The sequence below is a fragment of the Mycobacterium sp. NGS18 genome, assembly GCF_059813185.1.
Window position 1 is genome coordinate 88,569 of sequence record NZ_JCALEC010000001.1, and the last position, 21,663, is coordinate 110,231.

General features: G+C 70.0%; 18 protein-coding genes. 9 read left to right on the plus strand and 9 right to left on the minus strand.

Annotated features, from left to right (window positions below):
- The first annotated feature begins 108 nt into the window (after window positions 1-108).
- Window positions 109-2,889 carry a preprotein translocase subunit SecA gene (secA, locus tag AC5Y31_RS00450; protein WP_499977384.1) on the plus strand — a complete coding sequence of 927 codons (2,781 nt, stop codon included), beginning with the start codon at window positions 109-111 and terminating at the stop codon, window positions 2,887-2,889.
- Between the two features lie 24 nt (window positions 2,890-2,913).
- Here secA and AC5Y31_RS00455 read toward each other — a convergent pair whose 3' ends face one another.
- A complete protein-coding gene (locus tag AC5Y31_RS00455) occupies window positions 2,914-3,498 on the minus strand; it encodes an Rv3235 family protein (RefSeq protein ID WP_499977385.1) in 585 nt (194 codons plus the stop codon).
- A 201-nt stretch (window positions 3,499-3,699) separates the two neighbouring features.
- On the opposite strand from AC5Y31_RS00455, the gene AC5Y31_RS00460 reads away from it, so the two are divergent.
- The 5 genes from AC5Y31_RS00460 (at window position 3,700) to AC5Y31_RS00480 (ending at window position 9,011) form a co-directional block, all read left to right on the plus strand.
- Entirely contained in the window at window positions 3,700-5,094 is a 1,395-nt protein-coding gene (locus AC5Y31_RS00460; RefSeq protein ID WP_065024652.1) for a WS/DGAT/MGAT family O-acyltransferase, read from the plus strand.
- A complete protein-coding gene (gene ppk2 / locus AC5Y31_RS00465) occupies window positions 5,091-5,912 on the plus strand; it encodes a polyphosphate kinase 2 (RefSeq protein ID WP_499977386.1) in 822 nt (273 codons plus the stop codon). The genes AC5Y31_RS00460 and ppk2 overlap by 4 nt, the downstream gene beginning before the upstream one ends.
- 25 nt (window positions 5,913-5,937) lie before the next feature.
- On the plus strand, window positions 5,938-6,453 hold the full coding sequence (locus AC5Y31_RS00470; protein WP_065024654.1) for a DUF6912 family protein: 516 nt from the start codon (window positions 5,938-5,940) through the stop codon (window positions 6,451-6,453).
- A gap of 67 nt (window positions 6,454-6,520) precedes the next feature.
- The gene (locus tag AC5Y31_RS00475) at window positions 6,521-7,666 is read left to right on the plus strand and encodes a ferredoxin reductase (protein WP_065024655.1); all 1,146 of its coding nucleotides are present in this window, start codon (window positions 6,521-6,523) and stop codon (window positions 7,664-7,666) included.
- An 82-nt stretch (window positions 7,667-7,748) separates the two neighbouring features.
- Window positions 7,749-9,011, plus strand: coding sequence for a fatty acid desaturase family protein (locus AC5Y31_RS00480; protein ID WP_065024656.1), 1,263 nt, complete (start codon window positions 7,749-7,751; stop codon window positions 9,009-9,011).
- Window positions 9,012-9,028: 17 nt separating this feature from the next.
- On the opposite strand, the gene rsgA is transcribed toward AC5Y31_RS00480, so the two are convergent.
- Together rsgA and aroA are read right to left on the minus strand one after the other, a co-directional pair.
- A complete protein-coding gene (rsgA, locus tag AC5Y31_RS00485; RefSeq protein ID WP_499977387.1) occupies window positions 9,029-10,009 on the minus strand; it encodes a ribosome small subunit-dependent GTPase A in 981 nt (326 codons plus the stop codon).
- Window positions 10,006-11,298 (minus strand): 3-phosphoshikimate 1-carboxyvinyltransferase, encoded by a 1,293-nt coding sequence (gene aroA / locus AC5Y31_RS00490; RefSeq protein WP_499977388.1) that lies wholly within the window; start codon window positions 11,296-11,298, stop codon window positions 10,006-10,008. The genes rsgA and aroA overlap by 4 nt, the downstream gene beginning before the upstream one ends.
- Window positions 11,299-11,653: 355 nt before the next feature.
- On the opposite strand from aroA, the gene AC5Y31_RS00495 reads away from it, so the two are divergent.
- The gene (locus AC5Y31_RS00495; protein ID WP_065024658.1) at window positions 11,654-13,234 is read left to right on the plus strand and encodes a serine/threonine-protein kinase; all 1,581 of its coding nucleotides are present in this window, start codon (window positions 11,654-11,656) and stop codon (window positions 13,232-13,234) included.
- Window positions 13,235-13,323: 89 nt separating this feature from the next.
- On the opposite strand, the gene AC5Y31_RS00500 is transcribed toward AC5Y31_RS00495, so the two are convergent.
- From AC5Y31_RS00500 to AC5Y31_RS00515, 4 genes are all read right to left on the minus strand, one after another.
- A complete protein-coding gene (locus tag AC5Y31_RS00500) occupies window positions 13,324-14,541 on the minus strand; it encodes a PPE family protein (protein WP_499977389.1) in 1,218 nt (405 codons plus the stop codon).
- A 14-nt stretch (window positions 14,542-14,555) separates the two neighbouring features.
- Complete coding sequence (locus AC5Y31_RS00505; RefSeq protein ID WP_301634308.1) at window positions 14,556-15,758, minus strand: PPE family protein; 1,203 nt, start codon at window positions 15,756-15,758, stop codon at window positions 14,556-14,558.
- A 9-nt stretch (window positions 15,759-15,767) separates the two neighbouring features.
- Window positions 15,768-16,067 (minus strand): PE family protein, encoded by a 300-nt coding sequence (locus tag AC5Y31_RS00510; protein WP_065024661.1) that lies wholly within the window; start codon window positions 16,065-16,067, stop codon window positions 15,768-15,770.
- Window positions 16,068-16,283: 216 nt separating this feature from the next.
- Complete coding sequence (locus AC5Y31_RS00515; RefSeq protein ID WP_065024662.1) at window positions 16,284-17,321, minus strand: LLM class flavin-dependent oxidoreductase; 1,038 nt, start codon at window positions 17,319-17,321, stop codon at window positions 16,284-16,286.
- 92 nt (window positions 17,322-17,413) lie between these two features.
- Between AC5Y31_RS00515 and AC5Y31_RS00520 the strand changes: the two genes are divergently transcribed.
- Together AC5Y31_RS00520 and AC5Y31_RS00525 are read left to right on the plus strand one after the other, a co-directional pair.
- Window positions 17,414-18,139, plus strand: coding sequence for a class I SAM-dependent methyltransferase (locus tag AC5Y31_RS00520; protein ID WP_065024663.1), 726 nt, complete (start codon window positions 17,414-17,416; stop codon window positions 18,137-18,139).
- A gap of 16 nt (window positions 18,140-18,155) precedes the next feature.
- Window positions 18,156-18,911, plus strand: a complete 756-nt coding sequence (locus AC5Y31_RS00525; protein WP_499977390.1) for an SOS response-associated peptidase — start codon at window positions 18,156-18,158, stop codon at window positions 18,909-18,911.
- 50 nt (window positions 18,912-18,961) lie between these two features.
- Here the strand turns inward: AC5Y31_RS00525 and AC5Y31_RS00530 are convergent, their stop codons facing one another.
- Both AC5Y31_RS00530 and AC5Y31_RS00535 read right to left on the minus strand, forming a co-directional pair.
- Window positions 18,962-20,269: a PPE domain-containing protein gene (locus tag AC5Y31_RS00530; protein ID WP_499977391.1), complete on the minus strand. Its 1,308-nt coding sequence runs from the start codon at window positions 20,267-20,269 to the stop codon at window positions 18,962-18,964.
- 4 nt (window positions 20,270-20,273) lie between these two features.
- Window positions 20,274-21,623: a PPE family protein, SVP subgroup gene (locus tag AC5Y31_RS00535; protein WP_499977392.1), complete on the minus strand. Its 1,350-nt coding sequence runs from the start codon at window positions 21,621-21,623 to the stop codon at window positions 20,274-20,276.
- Window positions 21,624-21,663: the final 40 nt, after the last annotated feature.

Sequence of the window (21,663 nt, forward strand, 5' to 3'; positions counted from 1 at the left end):
CGCCGTTTGAATGACACCGCCGGAACCCGGCGGGGCCGCCCCTTGCAACAGTGTCACCTACCATGGGTGACGCTCGATTAATGCCGAAGACTGAGTAGGGGACCAGCCGTGCTGTCCAAGTTGCTGCGTTTTGGTGAAGGCCGCATGGTCAAACGGCTCAGGAAGGTCGCCGACTACATCGACACGCTGTCCGGAGACGCCGAGGCGCTCACCGACGCGGAGTTGCGGGCCAAGACCGACGAGTTCCGGGAGCGCTACGAAGGCGGCGAATCCCTCGATGACCTGCTGCCGGAGGCGTTCGCGGTGGCTCGCGAGGCGGCCTGGCGGGTGCTGAGCCAGCGGCCGTTCCACGTGCAGCTGATGGGTGGGGCGGCGCTGCACTACGGCAACGTCGCGGAGATGAAAACCGGTGAGGGCAAGACCCTGACCTGTGTGCTGCCGGCCTACCTCAACGCGATCTCCGGCAAGGGCGTGCACGTCGTCACGGTCAACGACTACCTGGCCAAGCGCGACGCCGAGTGGATGGGCCGCGTGCACCGCTTCCTGGGTCTGGAGGTCGGGGTGATCCTGTCTCAGATGACCCCCGACGAGCGGCGGGTCGCCTACAACGCCGACGTCACCTACGGCACCAACAACGAGTTCGGCTTCGACTACCTGCGCGACAACATGGCGCATTCGCTGGAGCAGCTGGTGCAGCGCCCGCACAACTTCGCCATCGTCGACGAGGTGGACTCGATCCTGATCGACGAGGCGCGCACCCCGCTGATCATCTCCGGGCCGGCCGATGGCGCCTCCAACTGGTACACCGAGTTCGCCCGGATCGTGCCGCTGATGGAAAAAGACGTCCACTATGAGGTGGACCTGCGCAAGCGCACCATCGGTGTGCACGAGCTCGGGGTGGAGTTCGTCGAGGACCAGCTGGGCATCGACAACCTCTACGAGGCAGCCAACTCGCCGCTGGTCAGCTACCTCAACAACGCCCTGAAGGCCAAAGAGCTGTTCAACCGCGACAAGGACTACATCGTCCGCAACGGCGAGGTGTTCATCGTCGACGACTTCACCGGCCGGGTGCTGGTCGGGCGGCGCTACAACGAGGGCATGCACCAGGCCATCGAGGCCAAGGAGCAGGTGGAGATCAAGGCCGAGAACCAGACGCTGGCCACCATCACCTTGCAGAACTACTTCCGGCTCTACGACAAACTCGCCGGGATGACCGGCACCGCCGAGACCGAAGCCGCCGAGCTGCACGAGATCTACAAGCTGGGCGTGGTGCCGATCCCGACCAACAAGCCGATGGCGCGCACCGACCAGATCGACCTCATCTACAAGACCGAGGAGGCCAAGTTCGCCGCGGTCGTCGACGACCTGGCCGAACGCTACGAGAAGGGTCAGCCGGTGCTGATCGGCACCACCAGCGTCGAGCGCTCGGAGTACCTGTCCAAGCAGCTGACCAAGCGGCGCGTCCCGCACAATGTGCTCAACGCCAAGCAGCATGAGCGCGAGGCGCACATCATCGCCGAGGCGGGCCGGCGCGGTGCGATCACCGTGGCGACCAACATGGCCGGCCGCGGCACCGACATCGTGCTCGGCGGCAACCCGGACTTTCTGGCCGACCAGAAGCTGCGCAACCAGGGCCTGGACCCGGTCGAAACCCCCGAGGAGTACGAGGCCGCCTGGGACGAGACGCTCACCGCGATCAAGGCGGAGGCGGCCGCCGAGGCCAAGGAAGTGATCGAGGCCGGCGGTCTGTACGTGCTGGGCACCGAGCGGCACGAGTCGCGGCGGATCGACAACCAGCTGCGCGGCCGGTCCGGCCGCCAGGGCGACCCCGGCGAGTCGCGGTTCTATCTGTCGCTGGGTGACGAGTTGATGCGCCGGTTCAACGGTGCGGCACTGGAGTCACTGCTGACCCGGCTGAACCTGCCCGACGACGTGCCGATCGAGGCGAAGATGGTCAACCGGGCGATCAAGAGCGCCCAGACCCAGGTCGAGCAGCAGAACTTCGAGATCCGCAAGAACGTCCTCAAGTACGACGAGGTGATGAACCAGCAGCGAAAGGTGATCTACGCCGAGCGTCGCCGGATCCTCGACGGCGAGAACCTGGCCGAGCAGGCCCACGACATGCTCGTCGACGTGATCACCGCCTACGTCAACGGCGCCACCGGCGAGGGCTACGCCGAGGACTGGGATCTCGAACAATTGTGGACCGCGCTGAAGACGCTGTACCCGGTCGGCATCGACTACCACGAACTGCTGCACGCCGCCGACGTCGGTGAGGCTGACGACCTGACCCGCGAGGAGCTGCTCGAGGCGCTGCTCGCCGACGCCGAGAATGCCTACGCCGCGCGCGAGGCCGAGGTCGACGGCACCGCCGGGGCCGGCGCCATGCGGGAGCTGGAACGCGGCGTGCTGCTGTCCGTCCTGGACCGCAAGTGGCGCGAGCACCTCTATGAGATGGACTACCTCAAGGAGGGCATCGGCCTGCGGGCGATGGCGCAGCGCGACCCGCTGGTGGAATACCAGCGCGAGGGCTTCGACATGTTCACCGGCATGCTCGACGGGCTCAAAGAGGAATCGGTCGGCTTCCTGTTCAACGTCGCCGTCGAGGCCGCACCGGCGCCGTCGGTGGCACCGGTGGACGCTCCGCAGGGGCTGGCGGAATTCGGGTTGCGCGCCAAGGGAATCGACGGCGCCAACGGGGCCAAGGGCGTCGACGGCGCCGACGGTACCGCGGGGCTGACCTACTCCGGTCCCGACGAGGACGGCTCGGCGCAGGTGCGGCGCAGCCGCGACCTGCAGCCGGCGGGTGCGGCATCGCGGCGTGAGCGCCGGGAGGCGGCCCGCCGCGAAGGCCGCGGACCCAAACCGCCCAAGACGCGCAAGAGCTGACCGCCCGCAACCAGCGCGAAGCCCTCAGCCGATGTGCAGGGCGACGATCTGCCAGGCCATCACAGCGCCGGGTCCGGCCACCCGCTCGATGCGGCAGGCCAGCGCATGCGTACGCCGGCCACGCCGGTAGGTGCCGAACGCCTCGACGGCGCTGGTCGGCTCGGCGGGTTCATGCGGCGGTCCCAGCTTCGCCTCTCCTTCGTCGAGGCTCGCTGAACCGCCGGAATCGACCTGTTGCACGCGCACCCGCTGCAGTGTCGCCGGCCCGCCTCGGGCCCTGTCGACGGGCCGCGCCGCCAGTACCGATTCGGCCAGCCCGGTGGCCAGCAGCGGATGCAGATGCGCCGTTGGACGACGCCCATCGATCGCCTCCAGGACCCGGCGTAGCGCGGCGTCGGCGAAGACCGCGGCCGACTGCAGTGGGCCGGCCAGCCCGCCTCGCGCCGGCCGGTGCGGCCACAGTCCCGGCGGATGCCCGCGGCCCGGCCGCGACGAGGGCGCCGATACCGGCGGTACGGGCCGGCACGGAACCGCCGCGCGCGCCGGTGGTTCGTAGTCGATGACCGGCGCGACGCTCGAGCGCACGGGCGGGTTCGGGTTGAGGGTCACAGCAGCTCTCCACGAGTCGATCCGATCGGACAGCCCTGCTGGAGAGTGGCAGGATGTGTCCGGCGATCATGGCACAATCGCGGCGCGGCCGTATCCGCGTGCGCGGCGCAACGGCGGCGGGCTACCGTGAGCGGCAGTGTTTCTCCGGTTCGGGGCGCTTGCAGCGCCGTTCGGATCGAGTCGGCTGGGAGGGCGGGCTTCATGGTGAACCGGTTGTCGGCGACGGATGCGGCCTTCTACCAGTTGGAGAACACGACCACGCCGATGTACGTGCAGTCGCTGCATGTGCTGCGCAATCCGCGGGGCGGGCTGAGCTACGAGAAGTTGCTGGCCACCGTCGAGCAACGGCTGCCGCAGGTCCCGCGTTACCGGCAGAAGATCCGCGAGGTCAGCATGAGCCTGGCCCGCCCGGTGTGGGTGGACGACCACGAGTTCGACATCACCTATCACGTACGTCATCTCGCGGTCCCGTCTCCGGGCAGCGACCGGCAGTTGCACGAGCTGATCGCGCACCTCGGCCAGCAGCCGCTGGACCGGCTCCGGCCGCTGTGGGAGCTGTACCTGATCGAGGGCTTGGCCGACAATCGCATCGCGCTGTACATCAAGTCGCACCAGGCGCTGGTGAACGGAATGGCCGCACCGGCCCTCGGGCACGTTCTGGTCGACCGGACGCAGCGCCCGCCGCCGTTCGACGAGGACATCTGGGTGCCGCGCCGCGAGCCCGGCGCCGTAGAACTGGTCCTGGGCGCGGTCGGGGACTGGATGGCGGCGCCGCGCACCCAGCTGCGGGCGGTGGGGTCGACGGTCGGCAGCCCGCTGAGCTGGTGGGGTCGCAAGGCGTTCGACACCGCCCGGGCGGTCGCGCGCGGCACGGCGCCGAACAGTCCACTCAATACCCAGGTTTCGCAGAACAGGCTCTTCACCGTGGCGCAGGGCAAGCTGGAGGACTACCGCACGGTACGGGCCCGCTATGACTGCGCCATCAACGACGTCGTGCTCGCGGTGATCACCGGGGCGCTGCGCAATTGGTTGCTGTCCCGCGGCGAGCCGGTCGGATCGACCCGCACGGTGCGGGCCATGGCGCCGCTGTCGGTGTACCCCGACCACGAATACGACACCGCGGGCCAACCCATCGGTGCGGTGACCCCGTTCCTGGTGGATCTGCCGGTCGGAGAACCCAATCCGGTGGTGCGGCTTTCCCAGATCGCCTACGCCACCGAATCGCACCCCACTTCGACCGGCTTGGTGGACGCCCGCACCATCCTGACCGTGTCAGGGTTCGCACCACCGACGCTGCACGCGATGGGAGTTCGGGTTGCGACCGCCTTCGCGGGGTTCTCCGGGCGGGTGTTCAACCTGTTGATCACCAATGCTCCCGGCGCCCAGCGCCAGCTCTACGTCTGCGGCGCCAAGCTGCTCGAGACCTATAGTGTGCCGCCGCTTTTGCCCAACAAGGCGTTCACCATCGGGGTCACGTCCTACAACGGCACGCTGTACTACGGGGTCAACGCCGACCGCAAGTCGATGAGCGACGTCGGGCTGGTCTCGGCGCTGCTGGACGAGGCCCTCGCGGAGCTGCTGGAGGCGGCCACATGAGCGGCGAGCCCGCCGCCCGCCGAATCGCCGACAACGTATACGAGGCCGAGTTGCACCGGCTGCAAACCGAATTCGTCAAACTGCAGGAGTGGGTGCGGGCCACCGGCGCCCGGGTCGTGGTGATCTTCGAAGGCCGCGACGCCGCCGGCAAAGGCAGTGCTATCAAGCGCATCACCGAAAGCCTCAACCCGCGCGTGGTGCGCGTGGCGGCGCTTCCGGCGCCCACTGAACGCGAACGCGGGCAGTGGTACTTCCAGCGTTACGTCGCGGCGCTGCCGACTCGCGGCGAGATCACCCTTTTCGACCGGTCCTGGTACAACCGCGCCGGTGTCGAGAAGGTGATGGGATTCTGCACGCCGGACGAGCACGCGCGCTTTTTGGAGCAGGCCCCGGTCTTCGAGCAGCTGCTGGTCGACGACGGAATCCTGCTGCGCAAGTACTGGTTCTCGGTCTCGCAAGGCGAGCAGCTGCGCCGCTTCCGCAAGCGCCGCAACGATCCGCTGCGGCGGTGGAAGTTGTCTCCGATGGACCTCGAGGCGGTGAACCGCTGGGATGACTACTCACGGGCCCGCGACCAGATGATGGCGCACACCGACGTCGCGGCGAGTCCCTGGTACGTGGTCGAGTCGGAGATCAAGAAGCACGCGCGGCTGAACATGATGGCGCACCTGCTGTCGACGATTCCCTATTCCGAGGTGGCGCGCCGGCAGGTGGACCTACCGGAGCGGCTCGTCGACACCGGGAACTATCAGCGCCCCGATCGCGAGAACTACCGGTACGTACCCGACTACGCCGCCACCTTGACGGGCGAGGCGTGAGCGGGCGCGGCTAAGGTCTTCGCTCATGCGGGTTTACATCCCGGCGACGCTGGCCATGCTGGCCCAACTGGTCGCCGACGGTTCACTGCTGGCGGTCAGCGGGACCGCGTTCGCGGTGACGCCGGCCCTGCGGGAGTCCTATGCGCACGGCGACGACGACGAACTCGCCGAGGTGGCCCTTGCCGAAGCGGCCATGGCCTCACTGCGGCTGCTGGCCGGGGCCGCGACGGACACCGCGGAATCGGCCGGCGAGCTGCCGACCCGCAGGGCGGTGCTGGTCGCCGAGGTCGAGCCGGTCACCGCCCGTCCCGAACTGGATGCCGCCGTGGTGCGGTTGGCCGGGCCGGTCGAGATCGGCGACGTGGTCGCCGCGTATGTGGACAACGCGGCCGCCGAGCCGGCGGTGCGTGCGGCGGTGGCGGTGATCGACGACGCCGATCTCGGTGACGAGGATGCCGAGCTGGCCGTCGGCGACGCCCAGGACCACGACCTGGCCTGGTATGCCACCCAGGAGCTGCCGTTCCTGCTTGACCTGCTGTGATGTCGGCCGGAGCAAGCTGCGCTACCGTAGTTTTTCCGACCCCCGGGCAGCGAGCAGGGAAGTTTCAGTGAGCAAGAAGTATTCGTCGATCAACGCCAACATCGGCGACACCAAGCGTCCGACGGTCGCCGGTGCCGACCGCCATCCGGGCTGGAATGCGCTGCGCCGCATCGCCACCCGCATCACCACGCCGCTGCTGCCGGATGACTATCTGCGGCTGGCCAACCCGTTGTGGTCGGCGCGCGAACTGCGCGGCCGGGTGCTGGAGGTGCGCCGCGAAACCGCCGATTCAGCGACACTGGTCATCAAACCGGGCTGGGGTTTTCACTTCGACTACTCCGCCGGCCAGTACATCGGCATCGGCCTGCTGGTCGACGGGCGCTGGCGCTGGCGGTCCTACTCGTTGACGTCTGCCCCGGTGAGCGGGTCGCGCACCATCGCCATCACCGTCAAGGCGATGCCCGAGGGCTTCCTGTCCAGCCACCTGGTGGACGGCGTGGCTCCGGGCACCGTGGTGCGGCTGGCCGCTCCGCGGGGCGAATTCGTGCTGCCCGACCCGGCGCCGGCCACCGTGCTGTTTCTGACCGCCGGCTCCGGGATCACGCCGGTCATGTCGATGCTGCGCACCCTGGCCCGCCGCGACGGCATCACCGATGTGGTCCACCTGCACTCGGCGCCCACCGCCGCAGACGTGTTGTTCGCCGAGGAGTTGGCCGCCTTGGCGCGGGAGCACCCCGGCTACCGCCTGCTGCTGCGCACCACCCGCTCCCAGGGCCGGCTTGACCTCTCCGGCCCGGATTCGCTGGACGCCGAGGTGCCCGACTGGCGCGGCCGGCAGACCTGGGCGTGCGGGCCCACGGCGCTGCTGGGTGACGCCGAGCGCATCTGGGCGGCGGCCGGGATCGCCGACCAGCTGCACATCGAGCGATTCACGGTGGCGCGCACCGCGGCGGCCGAGGGCGGGGGGACCGTCACCTTCGCGGCCAGTGGCAAGAGTGTCGTCACGGATGCGGCCACCACCCTGCTCGAGGCGGGGGAGAGTGCCGGGGTGCAGATGCCATTCGGCTGCCGCATGGGGATCTGCCAGTCCTGCGTGGTGGAGCTGGTGGCCGGGCAGGCCCGCGACCTGCGCACCGGCGCCGACCACGAACCGGGCACCCGGATTCAGACCTGCGTCTGCACGGCCGCCGGTGACTGCGAGCTGGACGTCTGACGGTTACCCGTTGGTAACCTACGCAAACGTAGGTTACGATTGAGTAGGTCAAGCAGGAACACATGTTGGGAAAGGCGGTTCGATGGCGGTAACCGACGTCGAGGTGTTTGCGCACCTGACCGACGCCGATGTGGAGAACTTCGCCACTGAGCTCGACGCCATCCGCCGTGACATCGAGGCCTCCCGCGGCGAGCGCGACGCCCGCTACATCCGCCGGGTCATCGCCGCCCAGCGGGTGCTCGAGGTGACCGGCCGGGTGCTGCTGGCCGGCGGTTCGCGACGCTCGGTCCGCTGGGCCGGCACCGCGACCCTGGGGGTGGCCAAGATCATCGAGAACATGGAGATCGGCCACAACGTCATGCACGGCCAGTGGGACTGGATGAACGACCCGGAGATCCACTCCGGCGGCTGGGAGTGGGACATGGCCGGGGTGTCCAAGCACTGGCGCTTCACCCACAATTTTCAGCACCACAAGTACACCAACATCCTCGGGATGGACGACGATGTGGGCTACGGGCTGCTGCGGGTCACCCGCGATGCGCCCTGGAAGCGCTTCAACGTGTTCAACCTGTTCTACAACGCCATGTTGGCGATCGGGTTCGAGTGGGGAGTCGCGTTGCAGCACTTGGAGATCGGCAAGATCTTCAAGGGCCGCAGCGACCGTGCGGCGAGCCTGGTCCGGCTGCGGGAGTTCTCCGGCAAAGCCGGCCGGCAGCTGTTCAAGGACTACGTCGCGTTCCCGGCGGTGACCGCGCTGTCGCCCGGCGCGACGTTCTGGGCAACGGTGCGGGCCAACGCGATCGCCAACGTGATCCGCAACGTGTGGTCCAACGCGATCATCTTCTGCGGTCACTTCCCGGACGGGGCCGAGAAGTTCACCAAGACCGACATGGCCGGTGAGTCACGCGGCCAGTGGTACCTGCGGCAGCTGCTGGGCAGTGCCAATATCGACGCCGGGCAGCCGATGCGGTTCATGAGCGGCAGCCTGTCGCATCAGATCGAGCATCACCTGTTCCCGGACCTGCCGAGCAACCGCTATCCCGAGATCGCGGTGCGGGTGCGTGCGCTGTGCGCAAAATACGACCTGCCCTACACCTCGGGGCCGTTCCTGGTGCAGTACGGCAAAACCTGGCGCACCATCGCCAAACTGTCGCTGCCGGACCGGTTCCTGCGCGACACCGCCGACGATGCCCCGGAGACCCGCAGCGAGAAGATGTTCGACGCGCTGGAGCCGGGCTACTCCGGGACCGACCCGGTGACCGGGCGGCGCCGCGGGCTCAAGACCGCGATCTCGGCGGTGCGGGGCTGGCGCCGGGACAAGGGCATCGACGGACTGGCGGCCTGACCTCAGCCCTGCGGTCCCTAGGTCTCGCGCAGCGTCGCCAACAGCTGTCGTGCGGCGGCGACCCGCCGTGCGGCCGGCCCGGTGAGTGTGTCCAGGGCACATTCGGGATCGGCGGGAGGTCCCAGGTGCCCGCAGCCGCGCGGACATCCGGTGATCGTCTCGGCGAGGTCGGAGAACGCCATCAGCACGTCGTCGGGGGCGATGTGGGCCAGGCCGAACGATCGGATACCCGGGGTATCGATCACCCAGCCGGATCCGACCAGTCGCAGCGCCACCGACTGGGTGGAGGTGTGCCGCCCGCGGCCGATGACGGTGACTTGACCGACAGCTCGATCTGCTTGGGGGACAAGACGGTTCACCAAAGTTGATTTGCCGACCCCGGAGTGGCCCAGCAGCACGGTGATCCGGTCGACCAACAACGCGCCCACCGCCTCGAGCGGATCGTCGCGGCCGGCGGTGACCACCGTGAGGTCCAGATCGGCGAACTGGCCGGCGAACGGTTCCGGATCGGCCAGGTCGGTCTTGGTCAGGCACAGTATCGGCGCCAGGCCACCGGCGTAGGCGGCGATCAGCGCCCGCTCGACCAGGCCGGTGCGTGGCGGCGGGTCGGCCAGGGCCACCACGATCAGCAGTTGGTCGGCGTTGGCGACCACCACCCGCTCGGTCGGATCGGTGTCATCGGCGGTGCGCCGCAACACCGTTCGCCTGGCTCCGCGCCGGACGATGCGGGCCAGCGTGTCGGGCCGGCCGGACAGGTCCCCGACCATGTCGACGTGATCGCCGACGACGATCGGTGTGCGGCCCAGCTCGCGGGCGCGCATCGCGGTGACCTGGCAGTCCGGGTCGCCGTCGAGCACGCACCCCCAGCGACCGCGGTCGACGCTGACCACCATGGCCGACTGCGCGTCGGCGTGCTCGGGGCGGATTTTCGTTCGCGGCCGGGAGCCCCGGCCGGAACGGACCTTGACGTCGGATTCGTCGTAGTCGCCGGGCTTCAAGCGCCCGAACCCGACTCGGCCAGCATTTCCGCCCACATCCGGGGGAACGCCGGCAGCGTCTTGGCGGTTGTCTCGATGTCCTCGACCTCGACGTCGGCGACCCGCAACCCGATGATCGCGCCGGCGGTGGCCATCCGGTGATCGGCATAGGAGTGCCAGGTTCCGCCGTGCAGCGGTGTCGCGGTGATCACCAGGCCGTCGGCCGTCTCGACGGCCTGGCCGCCCAGCCGGTTGATCTCGGTGGTCAACGCCGCCAGCCGGTCGGTCTCGTGCCCGCGCAGATGCGCGATCCCGCGCAGGTGCGACACCGACCCGGGTGCGGCCAGGGCGGCCAGCGCGGCCACCGTCGGCGTGAGCTCGCCGACCGCGCGCAGGTTCACGTCAAAGCCTTCATAGGTCCGCAGTCCGCGCACCTCCAGCTGGGTATCCGAGTGATCGACGACGGCGCCGGTCCGGCTGAAGATCTCGGTGATGACGGCGGCGGGCTGCACGCCGGCGCTCGGCCAATCGGCGATGCGCACCGTGCCGCCGGTGACCACCGCGGCGGCCAGGAACGGGGTGGCGTTGGACAGGTCCGGCTCGATTTCCCAGTGCCGGGCCGCCGGCGTCCCCGGTCGCACCCGCCAGCAGTTCGGGGTGGTGTCGTCGACGTCGATTCCCGCTTGGCGCAGCATCGTCACCGTCATCGCGATGTGCGGCGCCGAGGGCAACGACGCACCGGTGTGCAGCACGGTCAATCCGGCGTCGAAGGCGGCGCCGACCAGCAGCAAGCCGGAGACGAACTGCGAGGACGCCGAGGCGTCGATCGGCACGGTGCCGCCGGCGACCGATCCGGCGCCCTTGATCGCGAACGGCAGCGTGTCACCGTCGACGGCGATACCCAGGCCGCGCATCGCGTCCAGCAGCGGCGCGATGGGCCGGTCGCGGGCCTGCTCGTCACCGTCGAAGATCACCGGAGCGGTGCCCAGCGCCGCCAGCGGCGGCACGAACCGCAACACGGTGCCGGCCAGACCGCAGTTCAACCGGGTATCGGGCTCGGGGTCGATCTCGCCGCTGACCGTGACCTGGTGGGCCACCGCCTCGACCCAGAACCCCAAAGCGCGCAGCGCGTCGAGCATCAAATCGGTGTCGCGGCTGCGCAGCGCACCGGAGAGGGTGGAGACTTGCCCGCCGCGCGCCGCCGCCAGCGCCGCCAGGATCAGCGCCCGGTTGGTCTGGGACTTCGAGCCGGGCACGGTGACCGTGGCGTCGACTGGGGTGCTGGTGGTCGGGGCCGGCCAAGTCGTCACAGGTTCATCCTGCCAGCGTTTCGCTCCGGTGCTGGTATCCGGCGGTTCAGTGAGGCTCGACGGAGGAGAGGCGAAGCTGGGACCGCCGCATCAACCCGGCGGTTCAGTGAGGCTCGACGGAGGAGAGGCGAAGCTGGGACCGCCGCATCAACCCGGCGGTTCAGTGAGGCTCGACGGAGGAGAGGCGAAGCTGGGACCGCCGCATCAACCCGGCGGTTCGGTGAGGCTCGACGGAGGAGAGGCGAAGCTGGGACCGCCGCATCAACCGGGCGGTTCAGGCGCTCGGTAGCGTTCTTTGCCGGTTGGCCGCTTTGCATCACCCGGCCGTTCACCCAGGATCATTACCATTGAGGACATGGCTCTGGCAGTGGGCTCGATTTTTGCTGAGTACACCATCCTCAAACTGTTGGGGGCTGGTGGCATGGGCAAGGTGTACCTTGCTCAGCACCCCCGGCTGCCGCGCCGCGATGCGCTGAAGGTGCTTCGCCGGTCATTGAGCGCCGACGAGGAGTACGAGGAGCGCTTCCGGCGCGAGGCCGAAGCGGCCGCCGTGCTCGACCACCCGAACATCGTGCGGGTGCACGATCGCGGCGAGTTCCGCGGGCGGCTGTGGATCGCGATGGAGTACATCGACGGCGAGACGCTCGGCGAACTGATCTTCCGCAGGTTTCCGGCCGGAATGCCGGCTGCTGACGTCGTCCCGATCGTCGCCTCCATCGCCGACGCGCTCGACTACGCCCACCGCAAGGGCGTGGTGCACCGCGACGTCAAACCGAGCAACATCTTGGTGACCGAGCAGGAGGACGGCGGGCTGAACGCGGTGCTGGCCGATTTCGGCATCGCCCGCCAGCTCAGCGGCCCCAGCGGTCTGACCGCGAGCAATTTGGCGATCGGCACCATCGCCTATGCCGCGCCGGAGCAACTGATGGGTTCCGAGGGGCTGGAATTCGCCGACCAGTACGCGCTGGCCGCCACCACCTTCCAGATGCTCACCGGCACGCCGCCGTTCCAGCACGACAACCCGGTGACCGTGATCAGCCACCATCTGAACACCCCGCCACCGCTGGTCAGCGCGCAGCGTTCTGAGCTGCAGCCCTTCGACGACGTGCTCGCCGCCGCGCTGGCCAAAGACCCCGCCGAGCGGTTCCGGAACTGTTCGGACTTCGTCACGGCGCTGGCCGAGCGGCTCGACGACTCGGACGCAGATGAGCCCTCCGACGCCGCCAGCACCGTCGTGCGGGGCGTTCCGGTACCGGCGTCCCTGGTCGCGCCGCGTCGAAGCCGGCTGGCCGTACTGGCCCGACCGGCGGTCGTGCTGCCGCTGGCGCTGGTGCTGGTGGGGTCGGTGGCGACCATCGTTCCGGGGCTGCTGGCCGACGAGCAGCCGGAGACGGCCATTGCGGCCGGTGAGGCGCCGGCCGCCATCGTGCCGCCGCCGGCCAAGGCGCCGGCGTTCGAGGGAACCTACCGCGTCGATGCCAACCGGGCGGGGGAGAAGTACAACGGTGTGCCCAATCCCCAGCCGCCCAACGTGAGCACCTGGTGGGCCGTCCGGTCGTCGTGCGACCACAACCTGTGCACCGCCACGGCGACCATGCTCGACCAGAAGGATCACCGCAAGGCGGCCACGCTGCCCGAAGGCGGCACCGACATGGTGCTCGAGTACGCCGGCGACACCTGGCGGTCTCGGCCCCAGCAGCTGGCGGCGCCGTGTCTGGGCCCCGACGGGCGGCTGGGCAACCAGACCACTACGCAGGTGCTGTCGCTGGAGCCGACCATCGCGGGCGTGCTGCACGGGGCGATGGTCGCCACCGTCGATACCAACGAGTGCGGCCAGCGCGGGGCTCAGATCTGGGTGCCGGTGGTCGCCAGCCGCTTCGGTGACGCGCCGGCCGAGGTAGTCGGCGATATCCCCAAGCCGGCCAAACCGGCCTGATTCGAACTCGACGACGCCCAGCGTGAAGCTGACTTCACGTTCGACCGTCGAGCGTGAAGCCAACTACCCGTTGGGGCGTTAAACCGCGGTTACCCGGCGCTCGGCGGCCGGTTCATCACCCGGTGGCGATAGCCGTAGCGCGGCACGAACCGGAAGCCGGTGGCCCCGCCGGCGGCAGCAGCACTGGACCCGGGCATGCCGGCCATTCCGGGGATACCGGCCCGGGGCATCACGCCGGCCTCCGTTGCGGCAGTCGTTGCGATCCGGCTGGACACCAGCGTCGCCGCGGACGGGTTGGCCGAAGCCGGTGCGACGGGCCAACTCTGCGGCACCGAAAGGGCTCCGACCTGGATACCGCGGCCCAGCGAGGCCGACGGCGTGGCGGCGCCGAAACCCGGGGTGTGGGCGGCCGCGGTCCCCGCGCTCTTGGTCGCCTCTACGGCCGGCGCCAGGGTTGCCAAGAATGCCTTGGAGTCCGCGACGGCCGGCCCGGAAACCTCCCAGCCGTTGAGCCCCTGGCCGACGGAGTCGCCGATCCGGAAGAGACCCATGGAGGAGTTGGCGAGGCGGGTGTAGGTCGTCAGCTGATTGACCATCTGTTGCAGGGCTGCCGTGGTAGGCGGCACGGTGCCGCTCCCCGGTGCGGCGGGTGACCCGGTTGCGGTGCCAGCCTGCGCGAGCGACTGCATGGCGGTCAGCGACTGTGACGACGCCTGCGAGGCCGCGGAGTTGCCGGCGGCCTGGGTGGTCGCGGCGGCCTGCGCAGCGGGCGCGGTGGGATTGGTGGTCTGCGGCGGCGAGGTGAACTCCGACAGCTGGGTGGCCGCAGCCGAACCTCCCGCGTAGCCGTACATCGCCGCGGCATCCTGCGCCCACATCGCCGCGTAGTGGGCTTCGGTCGCCGCGATCGCCGGGGTGTTCTGGCCGAAGAAGTTGGTGGCGACGAGCGTCATCAGCTGGACCCGGTTGGCCAGCACCACCGGCGGAGGAACGGTCATCGCGTACGCCGCCTCGAAGGCGGCCGCGGCGGCCTTGGCCTGGCTGGCGGCCAGCTCGGCCTGGGCTGCGGTGGTCTTGAACCAGGTGGTGAACGGTAGTGCCGCGGCGGCCATGGCGGTGGCCGAGGGCCCGCGCCACGGGCCGCTGGTCAGATCCGCGATGGTCATGTCCACCGCAGCCGCGGTCAGACTCAACTCTTCGGCCAGCACATCCCAGGCCGTCGCAGCTGCCAGCATCGGGCCGGACCCGGCTCCCGCGTACATCCGTGCGGAATTGATCTCCGGTGGCAGTGCCCCGTAGTCGATCACTTGGCCCCTTGGTGCTATCCGCCGAAGGGACGCCGTGGCATGACGGTCAACGCCGTCCCGTAGCGAGGCGCGCCGAACCCGCGGTATCCGGCACCGGCCGCGCCGGCCGCGGCCGCCGGGACACCGGGCATACCGGGCATACCGGTCGGGGGCGTCATCGGCGTCGTACCGAGGATCCCGCCGGCTGACGGAACCGAAGCTGCCGCCGCGGGTCCGACCGGGACCCACGAGCCGCCGGAAACCGGTCCCAGTGCGCTCATCGGCGGTGCGGGCGGGACCCAGGCGGGCGGCACCGAGAGGCCGCCGATCGAGCCGGCCGCGCCCGAGGCGGCGTTGGCGGCACCCGATGCCGCAGCACCGGCGGCACTCGAGGCAGCACTGGAGGCGCCCTTCATCGCGTCAGCACCCAGCTTCTGCAGCCCGAGCACACCGCTGACACCACGCCAGACCGCACAGATGTTGTTCGACTGCAGGTTCGAGCCGGTCACCAGCTGGGTCATCAGCTGGTTGCCCAGGTTGTAGTTCGGGTCGTCGAGGATGTCCTGGGCCGGGTTGCCGGTGGTGTCGGTCGCCTGCGACGTCAGCGAGTTCACCAGGCCCTGCAACGTGCCGGACGCCTTGGTGGCCTGCGTCCCGGTGGCGCTGGCGGTCGCCTGGGCGACCGCGTTGCCGGTGGCGGCCTCGCCGCCGGGGTTGGTCGGGTTCGGCGGGGCGGTGAACTCATTCAGCGTGGTCGCTGCGCTGGACTGGGCGTGATAGCCGTACATCGCCATCGTGTCCTGCGCCCACATCTCGCCGTGCTCGGCTTCGGTGGCCGCGATCGACGGGGTGTTCTGCCCGAGGATGTTGGTGTTGACCAGCTGCTGCAGCAGCTGGCGATTGGCCGTGACCGCCACCGGCGGCACGATCGTCGCGCGCGCCGTCTCGTAGGCGGCTGCGGCGGCGCGGCCCTGCCCGGCGGCCTGCTCGGCCTGCGCAGCGGTGAGCTCCATCCAGTTGATGTAGGGCGCCGCCGCGGTGGCCATCGTCGCCGAGGCCGGCCCCAGCCATTCCTCGGAAGTCAGTTGGTTGATGACCGCCCGGTACGAAGCCGCGATCGATTTCAGTTCGGCGGCCAGCGAACTCCACGCCGACGACGCCACGGTCATCGGTTCCGAGCCCGGCCCGGCATAGATCTTGGCGGAGGTGATCTCCGGCGGAGAGGACAGGTAATCCATGGCCGTGACCTAACCGGCCGCGGCCGCGTTGGCGGCCTCGGTGGCGGCGTAGGCGTTGGCACCGTTGCTCAGGGCGTTCACGAACATCTCGTGGACGGCCGCGGCCTGGGCGCTGACGGCCTGGTAGGCCTGGGCGTGGGCGGCGAACTGCGCTGCGGTCAGCGCGGAGACCTCGTCGGCGGCGGCGGGAACGACGCCGGTGGTGGGGGCCGCGGCGGCGGCACTGTGGGCGGACATCGCCGACCCGATGGTCCGTAGGTTGGCAACCGCGGCCAGTAGCGCCTCGGGCTGCGTGGTTACGAACGACATAACGCTCCTCGTCGAGTCCTTCGTCTCTGCGATCATCGATCGCGCTACCCCGGTTGGGTACACCCCAGACGCTAGGCGATTTCGACGCCGCGACACACCTGCGGACGTGCGTTTTCGGAGACTGTCAGCAGTTGTTCACCGGCCGTTCGGAACCGCGCCTGTTTCATTCACCGAACCGCACCGCGAAGTCGTGCAACCGTCACCGGCAGTTCACCTTCAGTTCATCGTGTCGGCCAACAGCGCCAGAGTGGATTCGCGTCCCGGCGCGGTGGCCGGGTCGGTACCCCGGCGGGCCGAGGCGACCGGATTGAGCATCACCTCGTCGACCCCGAACCGGCGGGCCAACTCCCGCAACTGCGCGAGCGCCTCGGCCGGCGTTCCCACCACCGCACGCTCGAGTTCGCCCCGGGCGAAGCGCTGCTGCTGCGGCGTGAGACTCGCCTGCTGGGCTTCTTCGACCAGTTCCAGGCGGACCGGCGGTTGCCCGGTCGCCGTCCGCGCCTGCAGATGCAGGTGCGGAAGTGTCAAAGCGGTTGCCTCCGCGTGTGTTTCGGCGACCACGATGTTGACGGTCAGGAAGGTGATCGGCTCGCCGGCGACCTCGCTCGGCACGAACTCCGACCGGTAGAGGGCCAGTGCCTCGGCGGTCTGCTCGCCGAACAGGTGATGGCCGAACACGTAGGGCAGCCCCTTGGCCGCAGCGACCCGGGCCGAGGCCATCGAGGAGCCCAGCAGGAAGACGCGCGGTGAGCTCAGCGCGTGCGGCGTCGCCCTGAGCACATAACTGCCGTCGGGCAGCTCCACCGACACCCCCGCCGAGCCCAACAGGGCGATCAGGTCGTCGAGATGGTCGGGAAAGTCATCGGTGTCCCGATCGCCGCGGCCGACCGGACCGCGCAACACCATCGAGGCCACCGGGTCCGCGCCCGGAGCCCGTCCGATTCCCAGGTCGATGCGGCCGGGGTAGGCGGCTTCCAGCAGCGCGAACTGCTCTGCCACCGCCAGGGGTGCGTGGTTGGGCAGCATCACCCCGCCCGAGCCGATCCGTACCCGCGAGGTGGCGGCCGCCAGCATCGCGATCAGCACCGCGGGGCTGGTCGCCGCGACCGACGGGACGTTGTGATGCTCGGCGACCCAGTAGCGGGTGTAGTCGAGCCCGTCCGCCAGCTTCGCCAGGCGCATGGTGGCCGCCAGCGCGTCCGGACTGGACTGGTCGGTGCGTACCGGCGCGAGGTCGAGCACTGAGAGACGCACAGCGGCGATCTTGCCATCACCGGGCCGGTCATCGTTGTTCGTACACCGCCCGTTCTGAATGCGTTAACCGGCGTCACGCACAGTGGGCAGCGATGAACAGCGATACCGACTTCGTCGGCGAGGCCCCATCCGGGCCGCCCGAGCCCTGGGACATCGGCCGCCCGCAGCCGGCGGTGCAGCAACTCGTGGCCTACGGAGCGCTGCGCGGCGAGATTCTCGATCCCGGCACGGGCCCGGGGCACCACGCGATTTACTATGCGGCGCAAGGTTATTCGACGACCGGAGTTGACCAGTCCCCGGCCGCGATCGCGCAGGCGCAACGCAACGCCGCGGCGGCCGGGGTGACGGTCGACTTCCAGGTGGCCGACGCCGTCGAGCTCGCCGGGTTCGACGGCCGGTTCGACACCGTCGTCGACAGCGCGTTCTACCACGTCTTCCAGGACGACGAGGAAACCCAACTGCGTTATGCGCGAGCCCTGCATCGGGCCACCACGCCGCAGGCGCGGCTGTTCATGTTCGAGGCGGGCCGCCACAATGTCAACGGCTGGCAACTGGACGGCCTGTCACCCGAGCGGTTCGGGCCGGTGCTCGCCGAAGCGGGGTGGCGCATCGACCACATCGGAACCACCACCTATCAGGGCACCTTCGACCCCAATGCCTTCACCGAGATGATCGCGGTGATGGAGGCGCTCGGCCGGGAGGACCTGGTGGCCGGGGTTCGCGCGCTGGCGCAGCGGTTCGCGATCCTGCAGCCCCTGCTCGAAGACAACCTGGTGCACATGCCGTTCTGGGCCGTCACCGCCACCCGACTCGATTAGCTGCCACCATGGAGGCATGTGCGGGCGTTTCGCGGTAACCACCGATCCGGCGCTGCTGGCCGAGCGGATCGATGCGGTTAACGAGGTGCCGGCGGACGCTGATTCGGGTCCGAGCTACAACGTCGCCCCCACCGACCCGATCGCGGCCGTGGTCAGCCGGCACACCGATCCCGACGATATGCCGACCCGCCGGGTCCGGCTGATGCGGTGGGGGCTGGTGCCGCCGTGGACCAAAGCCGGTCCCGACGGCGCGCCGGTCGCCGCCGGCCCGCTGTTGATCAACGCCCGCGCCGACAAGGTCACCACCTCGCCGGCCTACCGCTCGGCCGCCGAACACCGGCGCTGCTTGGTGCCGATGGACGGCTTCTACGAATGGCGCGCTGAACCCGCCGGTTCAGCCGGCAAGAAGGCCCGCAAGACACCGTTCTATATCCACGGTGACGGCGCGATGCTGTTCGCGGCCGGCCTGTGGTCGGTCTGGCGGGGCGACCGGCGATCCGCCCCGCTGCTGAGCGTCACGATCATCACCACCGATGCGGTCGGCGAACTCGCCGGGATCCATGATCGGATGCCGCTGCTGCTGCCCGAAAGCCGTTGGGACGCTTGGCTGGATCCGGATTCCCCGGTGGACACCGCGCTGCTGGCCGAGCGTCCGGACACGCGGGGGATCGTGCTGCGTGAGGTGTCGACACTGGTCAACAGTGTGCGTAACAACGGGCCGGAGTTGATCGCGCCGGCCGAGCCGCAGCCCGAGCAGGCCTACCTGCTGTAGCCCGATGGCGGCGACCGATTTCGTCGCGCTTGCGATCGCCGCTAGCCGACCTACCGGCCGACCAGGGCGCGTTTCTCGGCGGCGTACTCGTCCTCGGTGAGGATGCCGGCGCTGCGCAGCTCGGCCAGTTCGCGCAGTTCGACGTCGGCGCCCATCAGCAGGCCGAAGGCCGACTCCGGGGTCAGCTCGGGCAGCTCGTTGGGGCGCTGGGCCGGCCGTCGCGGCGTGGTGCTGCCGGTGGTCGGGACCCGCTGGCCCCGGGCGGCGCCCGCGCTGGCCCGGCCCGCCAGCCCCGCCGCGGCCATCCCCACCGCGGGAACCATCGTCTCGCCGGCGGCGACGGCTCCGGCCGCCTGGCCGGTGGAGGCACCGGCGGACACCAACGACACGCCGACCTGCCCGATCGCCGACGGCACCGCAGACGCCCAGGCCAGCGGCACCGACAAACCGCTGATCGAGGTCGCCGAGGACATGCTGGCCACCACCGGGAGGGCGCCGGCCAGCGCGGCCCGAGCCACTTCCTCGACTATCCCGAAGACGCCGAGCGGATCGATCAGGAAAGTGCCGAGCACATCGATGCCGAACGTGCCGATCGAGTCGACGACGAGTTCGAGGCCGGCGTTGGAGAGCTCGATGGTGGGCGCGCTGGCCGAGGCCGCGGCCGTCAACGGGCCGATGACACCGGCCAGCGCCGACGCACCCGCCGACGAGCCGGCCGGGAAGGTGGAGCCCTGCAGCGCCTGGGTGATGCCGGCGAGGAGCCCCTCACCCTGGCCCTCGGCGGCGCTGGCAGCGGCCTGCCCCACCGCACCTGCCTGGGCGGCGGCCCCGGCGGAATTGGTGGTGCGCGGCGGCTGGGTGAACGGGACGAGCTTGGTGGCGGCGGCCGCACCGGCGGCGTAGCCGGACATGGCGGTGGCGTCCTGGGCCCACATCTGCGCGTAGTGGGCCTCGGTGGCCGCGATCGCGGCGCTGTTCTGGCCCAGGAAATTGGTCGCGACCAGCGTCAGCAGCAGGCTGCGGTTGGCGGCGATGACCGGTGGCGGCACCGTCATGGCGAACGCGGCCTCATAGGCGGCGGTGGCGGCCCTGGCCTGAATGGCGGTCTCCTCGGCCTGGACCCCGACGGTACGCATCCACTGGGCATACGGCGCGGCGGCCGCGGCCATCGCGGCGGCGCTGGGGCCCGCCCAGCCGGACGACAGCTCGGTGAGCACCGACTCGTAGGCCAGGCCCGCGCTGTTCAGTTCGGCGGCCAACGCATCCCAGGACGACGCGGCTGCCAGCAGCGGGCCCGCGCCGGCGCCGGAATACATTCGGCCCGAGTTGATCTCCGGCGGTAAGAACGCGAAATCCATGGTGTTACCGGCCGAGTAGGCGCCGCTTCTCCTGAGCGAACTCTTCTTCGGTGAGGATCCCGGCGTCGCGCAGGTCAGCCAGCTCCCGCAGCTCGCCGGAGATCCGGGTGATCGGACCGTTCAGCGGTCGCACCGGCGGCGCCGCCGGCTCCTGCGGCCGGTCGGGCAGCTTGACGGTCGGGCGGGCCGGCCGCTTGGCGGCCGTTTTCGCGGCCGCCTTGCCAGACGCGGCGCCGCCGCGCCCCCGCCCGACGCCGGCGGTGGCGCGCCCGGCCAGACCGGCGGCGGCCATCGCGGCCAGCGGCAGTGCGGTGGCGCCGGCCGCGACCGGTAGGGCGCTCTCGGCGGCCGTGGGCAACGCCCCGCCGACCTGCTGGATCACCGTGGTGGTTGGGGCGGCGGTGGCCCAGGCCTGGGGCACCGACAGCCCGCTGAGCGTGGCGGCCTCGCCCATTTCGGCGCTCACCGGGGTCACCGCGCTGGCCAGTGCCATCTCCGGCAGCAGTTCGCTCTCGATCTCGCCGATCCCGATCAGGTCGATACCGAAGGAACCGGCCGCGTCGACGCCGAACGTGCCCGCCGAGTCGATCACGAAGGTGCCGAACAGGCTGGCCGCCAGCGCCGCGTAGGAGGCCGCCACACCGGGCTCCAGGGCCGCCGCCGACCCGATCGAACTGAACAGGGAGGCATCGGATCCGGCCGCCGCGGCACCCGGTGTGGTCAGGCCCTGCAGCGCCTGGGTGACCGCCGAGGCCACCGTATCGGCGTGACTGCCGGTCGCGGTGGCGGCCGCCTGTCCGACGGCGCCCGCCTGGTTCGTCGCCCCCGCCGGGTTGGTGGTCTGCGGCGGCTGGGTGAACGGACTGAGTCTGCTGGCGGTCGCGGAACTACCGGCGTAGCCGTACATGGCGGTGGCGTCCTGGGCCCACATCTCGTAGTACTGGGCATCGGTGGCCGCGATGGCCGCGGTGTTCTGGCCCAGGTAGTTGGTGGCCAGCAGCGTCATCAGCTGGGTGCGGTTGGCGGTGACCACCGGCGGCGGAACGGTCATCGCGAACGCGGCCTCGTAGGCCGCAGCGGCCGTTCGGGCCTGGGCCGCCGCGTACTCGGCCTGGGCCGCGGTGGCATGCATCCACTGGGCATAGGGGGTGGCAGCGGCCGCCATCGCCGCGGAGCTGGGTCCGGCCCAGCCGCTGGACAATTCGTCGATCACCGAGTCGTAGGCCAGGCCGGCGGTGTTCAATTCAGCGGCCAGCGAGTTCCATGCCGTGGCGGCGGCCAGCAACGGCCCGGCGCCGGCCCCGGAGTACATCCGGGACGAGTTGACCTCCGGTGGCAGCGCAGCGAAATCCATTGCTAGACAATTCTGTTGGTGGTAAACATCATGGTCTCTC

Excerpts from the sequence above, each read along its gene's own strand:
- AC5Y31_RS00460 (WP_065024652.1), top strand. The coding sequence starts at position 3,700 with ATGGTGAACCGGTTGTCGGCGACGGATGCGGCCTTCTACCAGTTGGAG.
- AC5Y31_RS00510 (WP_065024661.1), bottom strand. The coding sequence starts at position 16,067 with ATGTCGTTCGTAACCACGCAGCCCGAGGCGCTACTGGCCGCGGTTGCC.
- AC5Y31_RS00530 (WP_499977391.1), bottom strand. The coding sequence starts at position 20,269 with ATGGATTTCGCGTTCTTACCGCCGGAGATCAACTCGGGCCGAATGTAT.
- AC5Y31_RS00525 (WP_499977390.1), top strand. The coding sequence starts at position 18,156 with ATGTGCGGGCGTTTCGCGGTAACCACCGATCCGGCGCTGCTGGCCGAG.
- AC5Y31_RS00495 (WP_065024658.1), top strand. The coding sequence starts at position 11,654 with ATGGCTCTGGCAGTGGGCTCGATTTTTGCTGAGTACACCATCCTCAAA.
- AC5Y31_RS00520 (WP_065024663.1), top strand. The coding sequence starts at position 17,414 with ATGAACAGCGATACCGACTTCGTCGGCGAGGCCCCATCCGGGCCGCCC.
- AC5Y31_RS00535 (WP_499977392.1), bottom strand. The coding sequence starts at position 21,623 with ATGGATTTCGCTGCGCTGCCACCGGAGGTCAACTCGTCCCGGATGTAC.
- AC5Y31_RS00470 (WP_065024654.1), top strand. The coding sequence starts at position 5,938 with ATGCGGGTTTACATCCCGGCGACGCTGGCCATGCTGGCCCAACTGGTC.
- ppk2 (WP_499977386.1), top strand. The coding sequence starts at position 5,091 with ATGAGCGGCGAGCCCGCCGCCCGCCGAATCGCCGACAACGTATACGAG.
- AC5Y31_RS00505 (WP_301634308.1), bottom strand. The coding sequence starts at position 15,758 with ATGGATTACCTGTCCTCTCCGCCGGAGATCACCTCCGCCAAGATCTAT.
- AC5Y31_RS00480 (WP_065024656.1), top strand. The coding sequence starts at position 7,749 with ATGGCGGTAACCGACGTCGAGGTGTTTGCGCACCTGACCGACGCCGAT.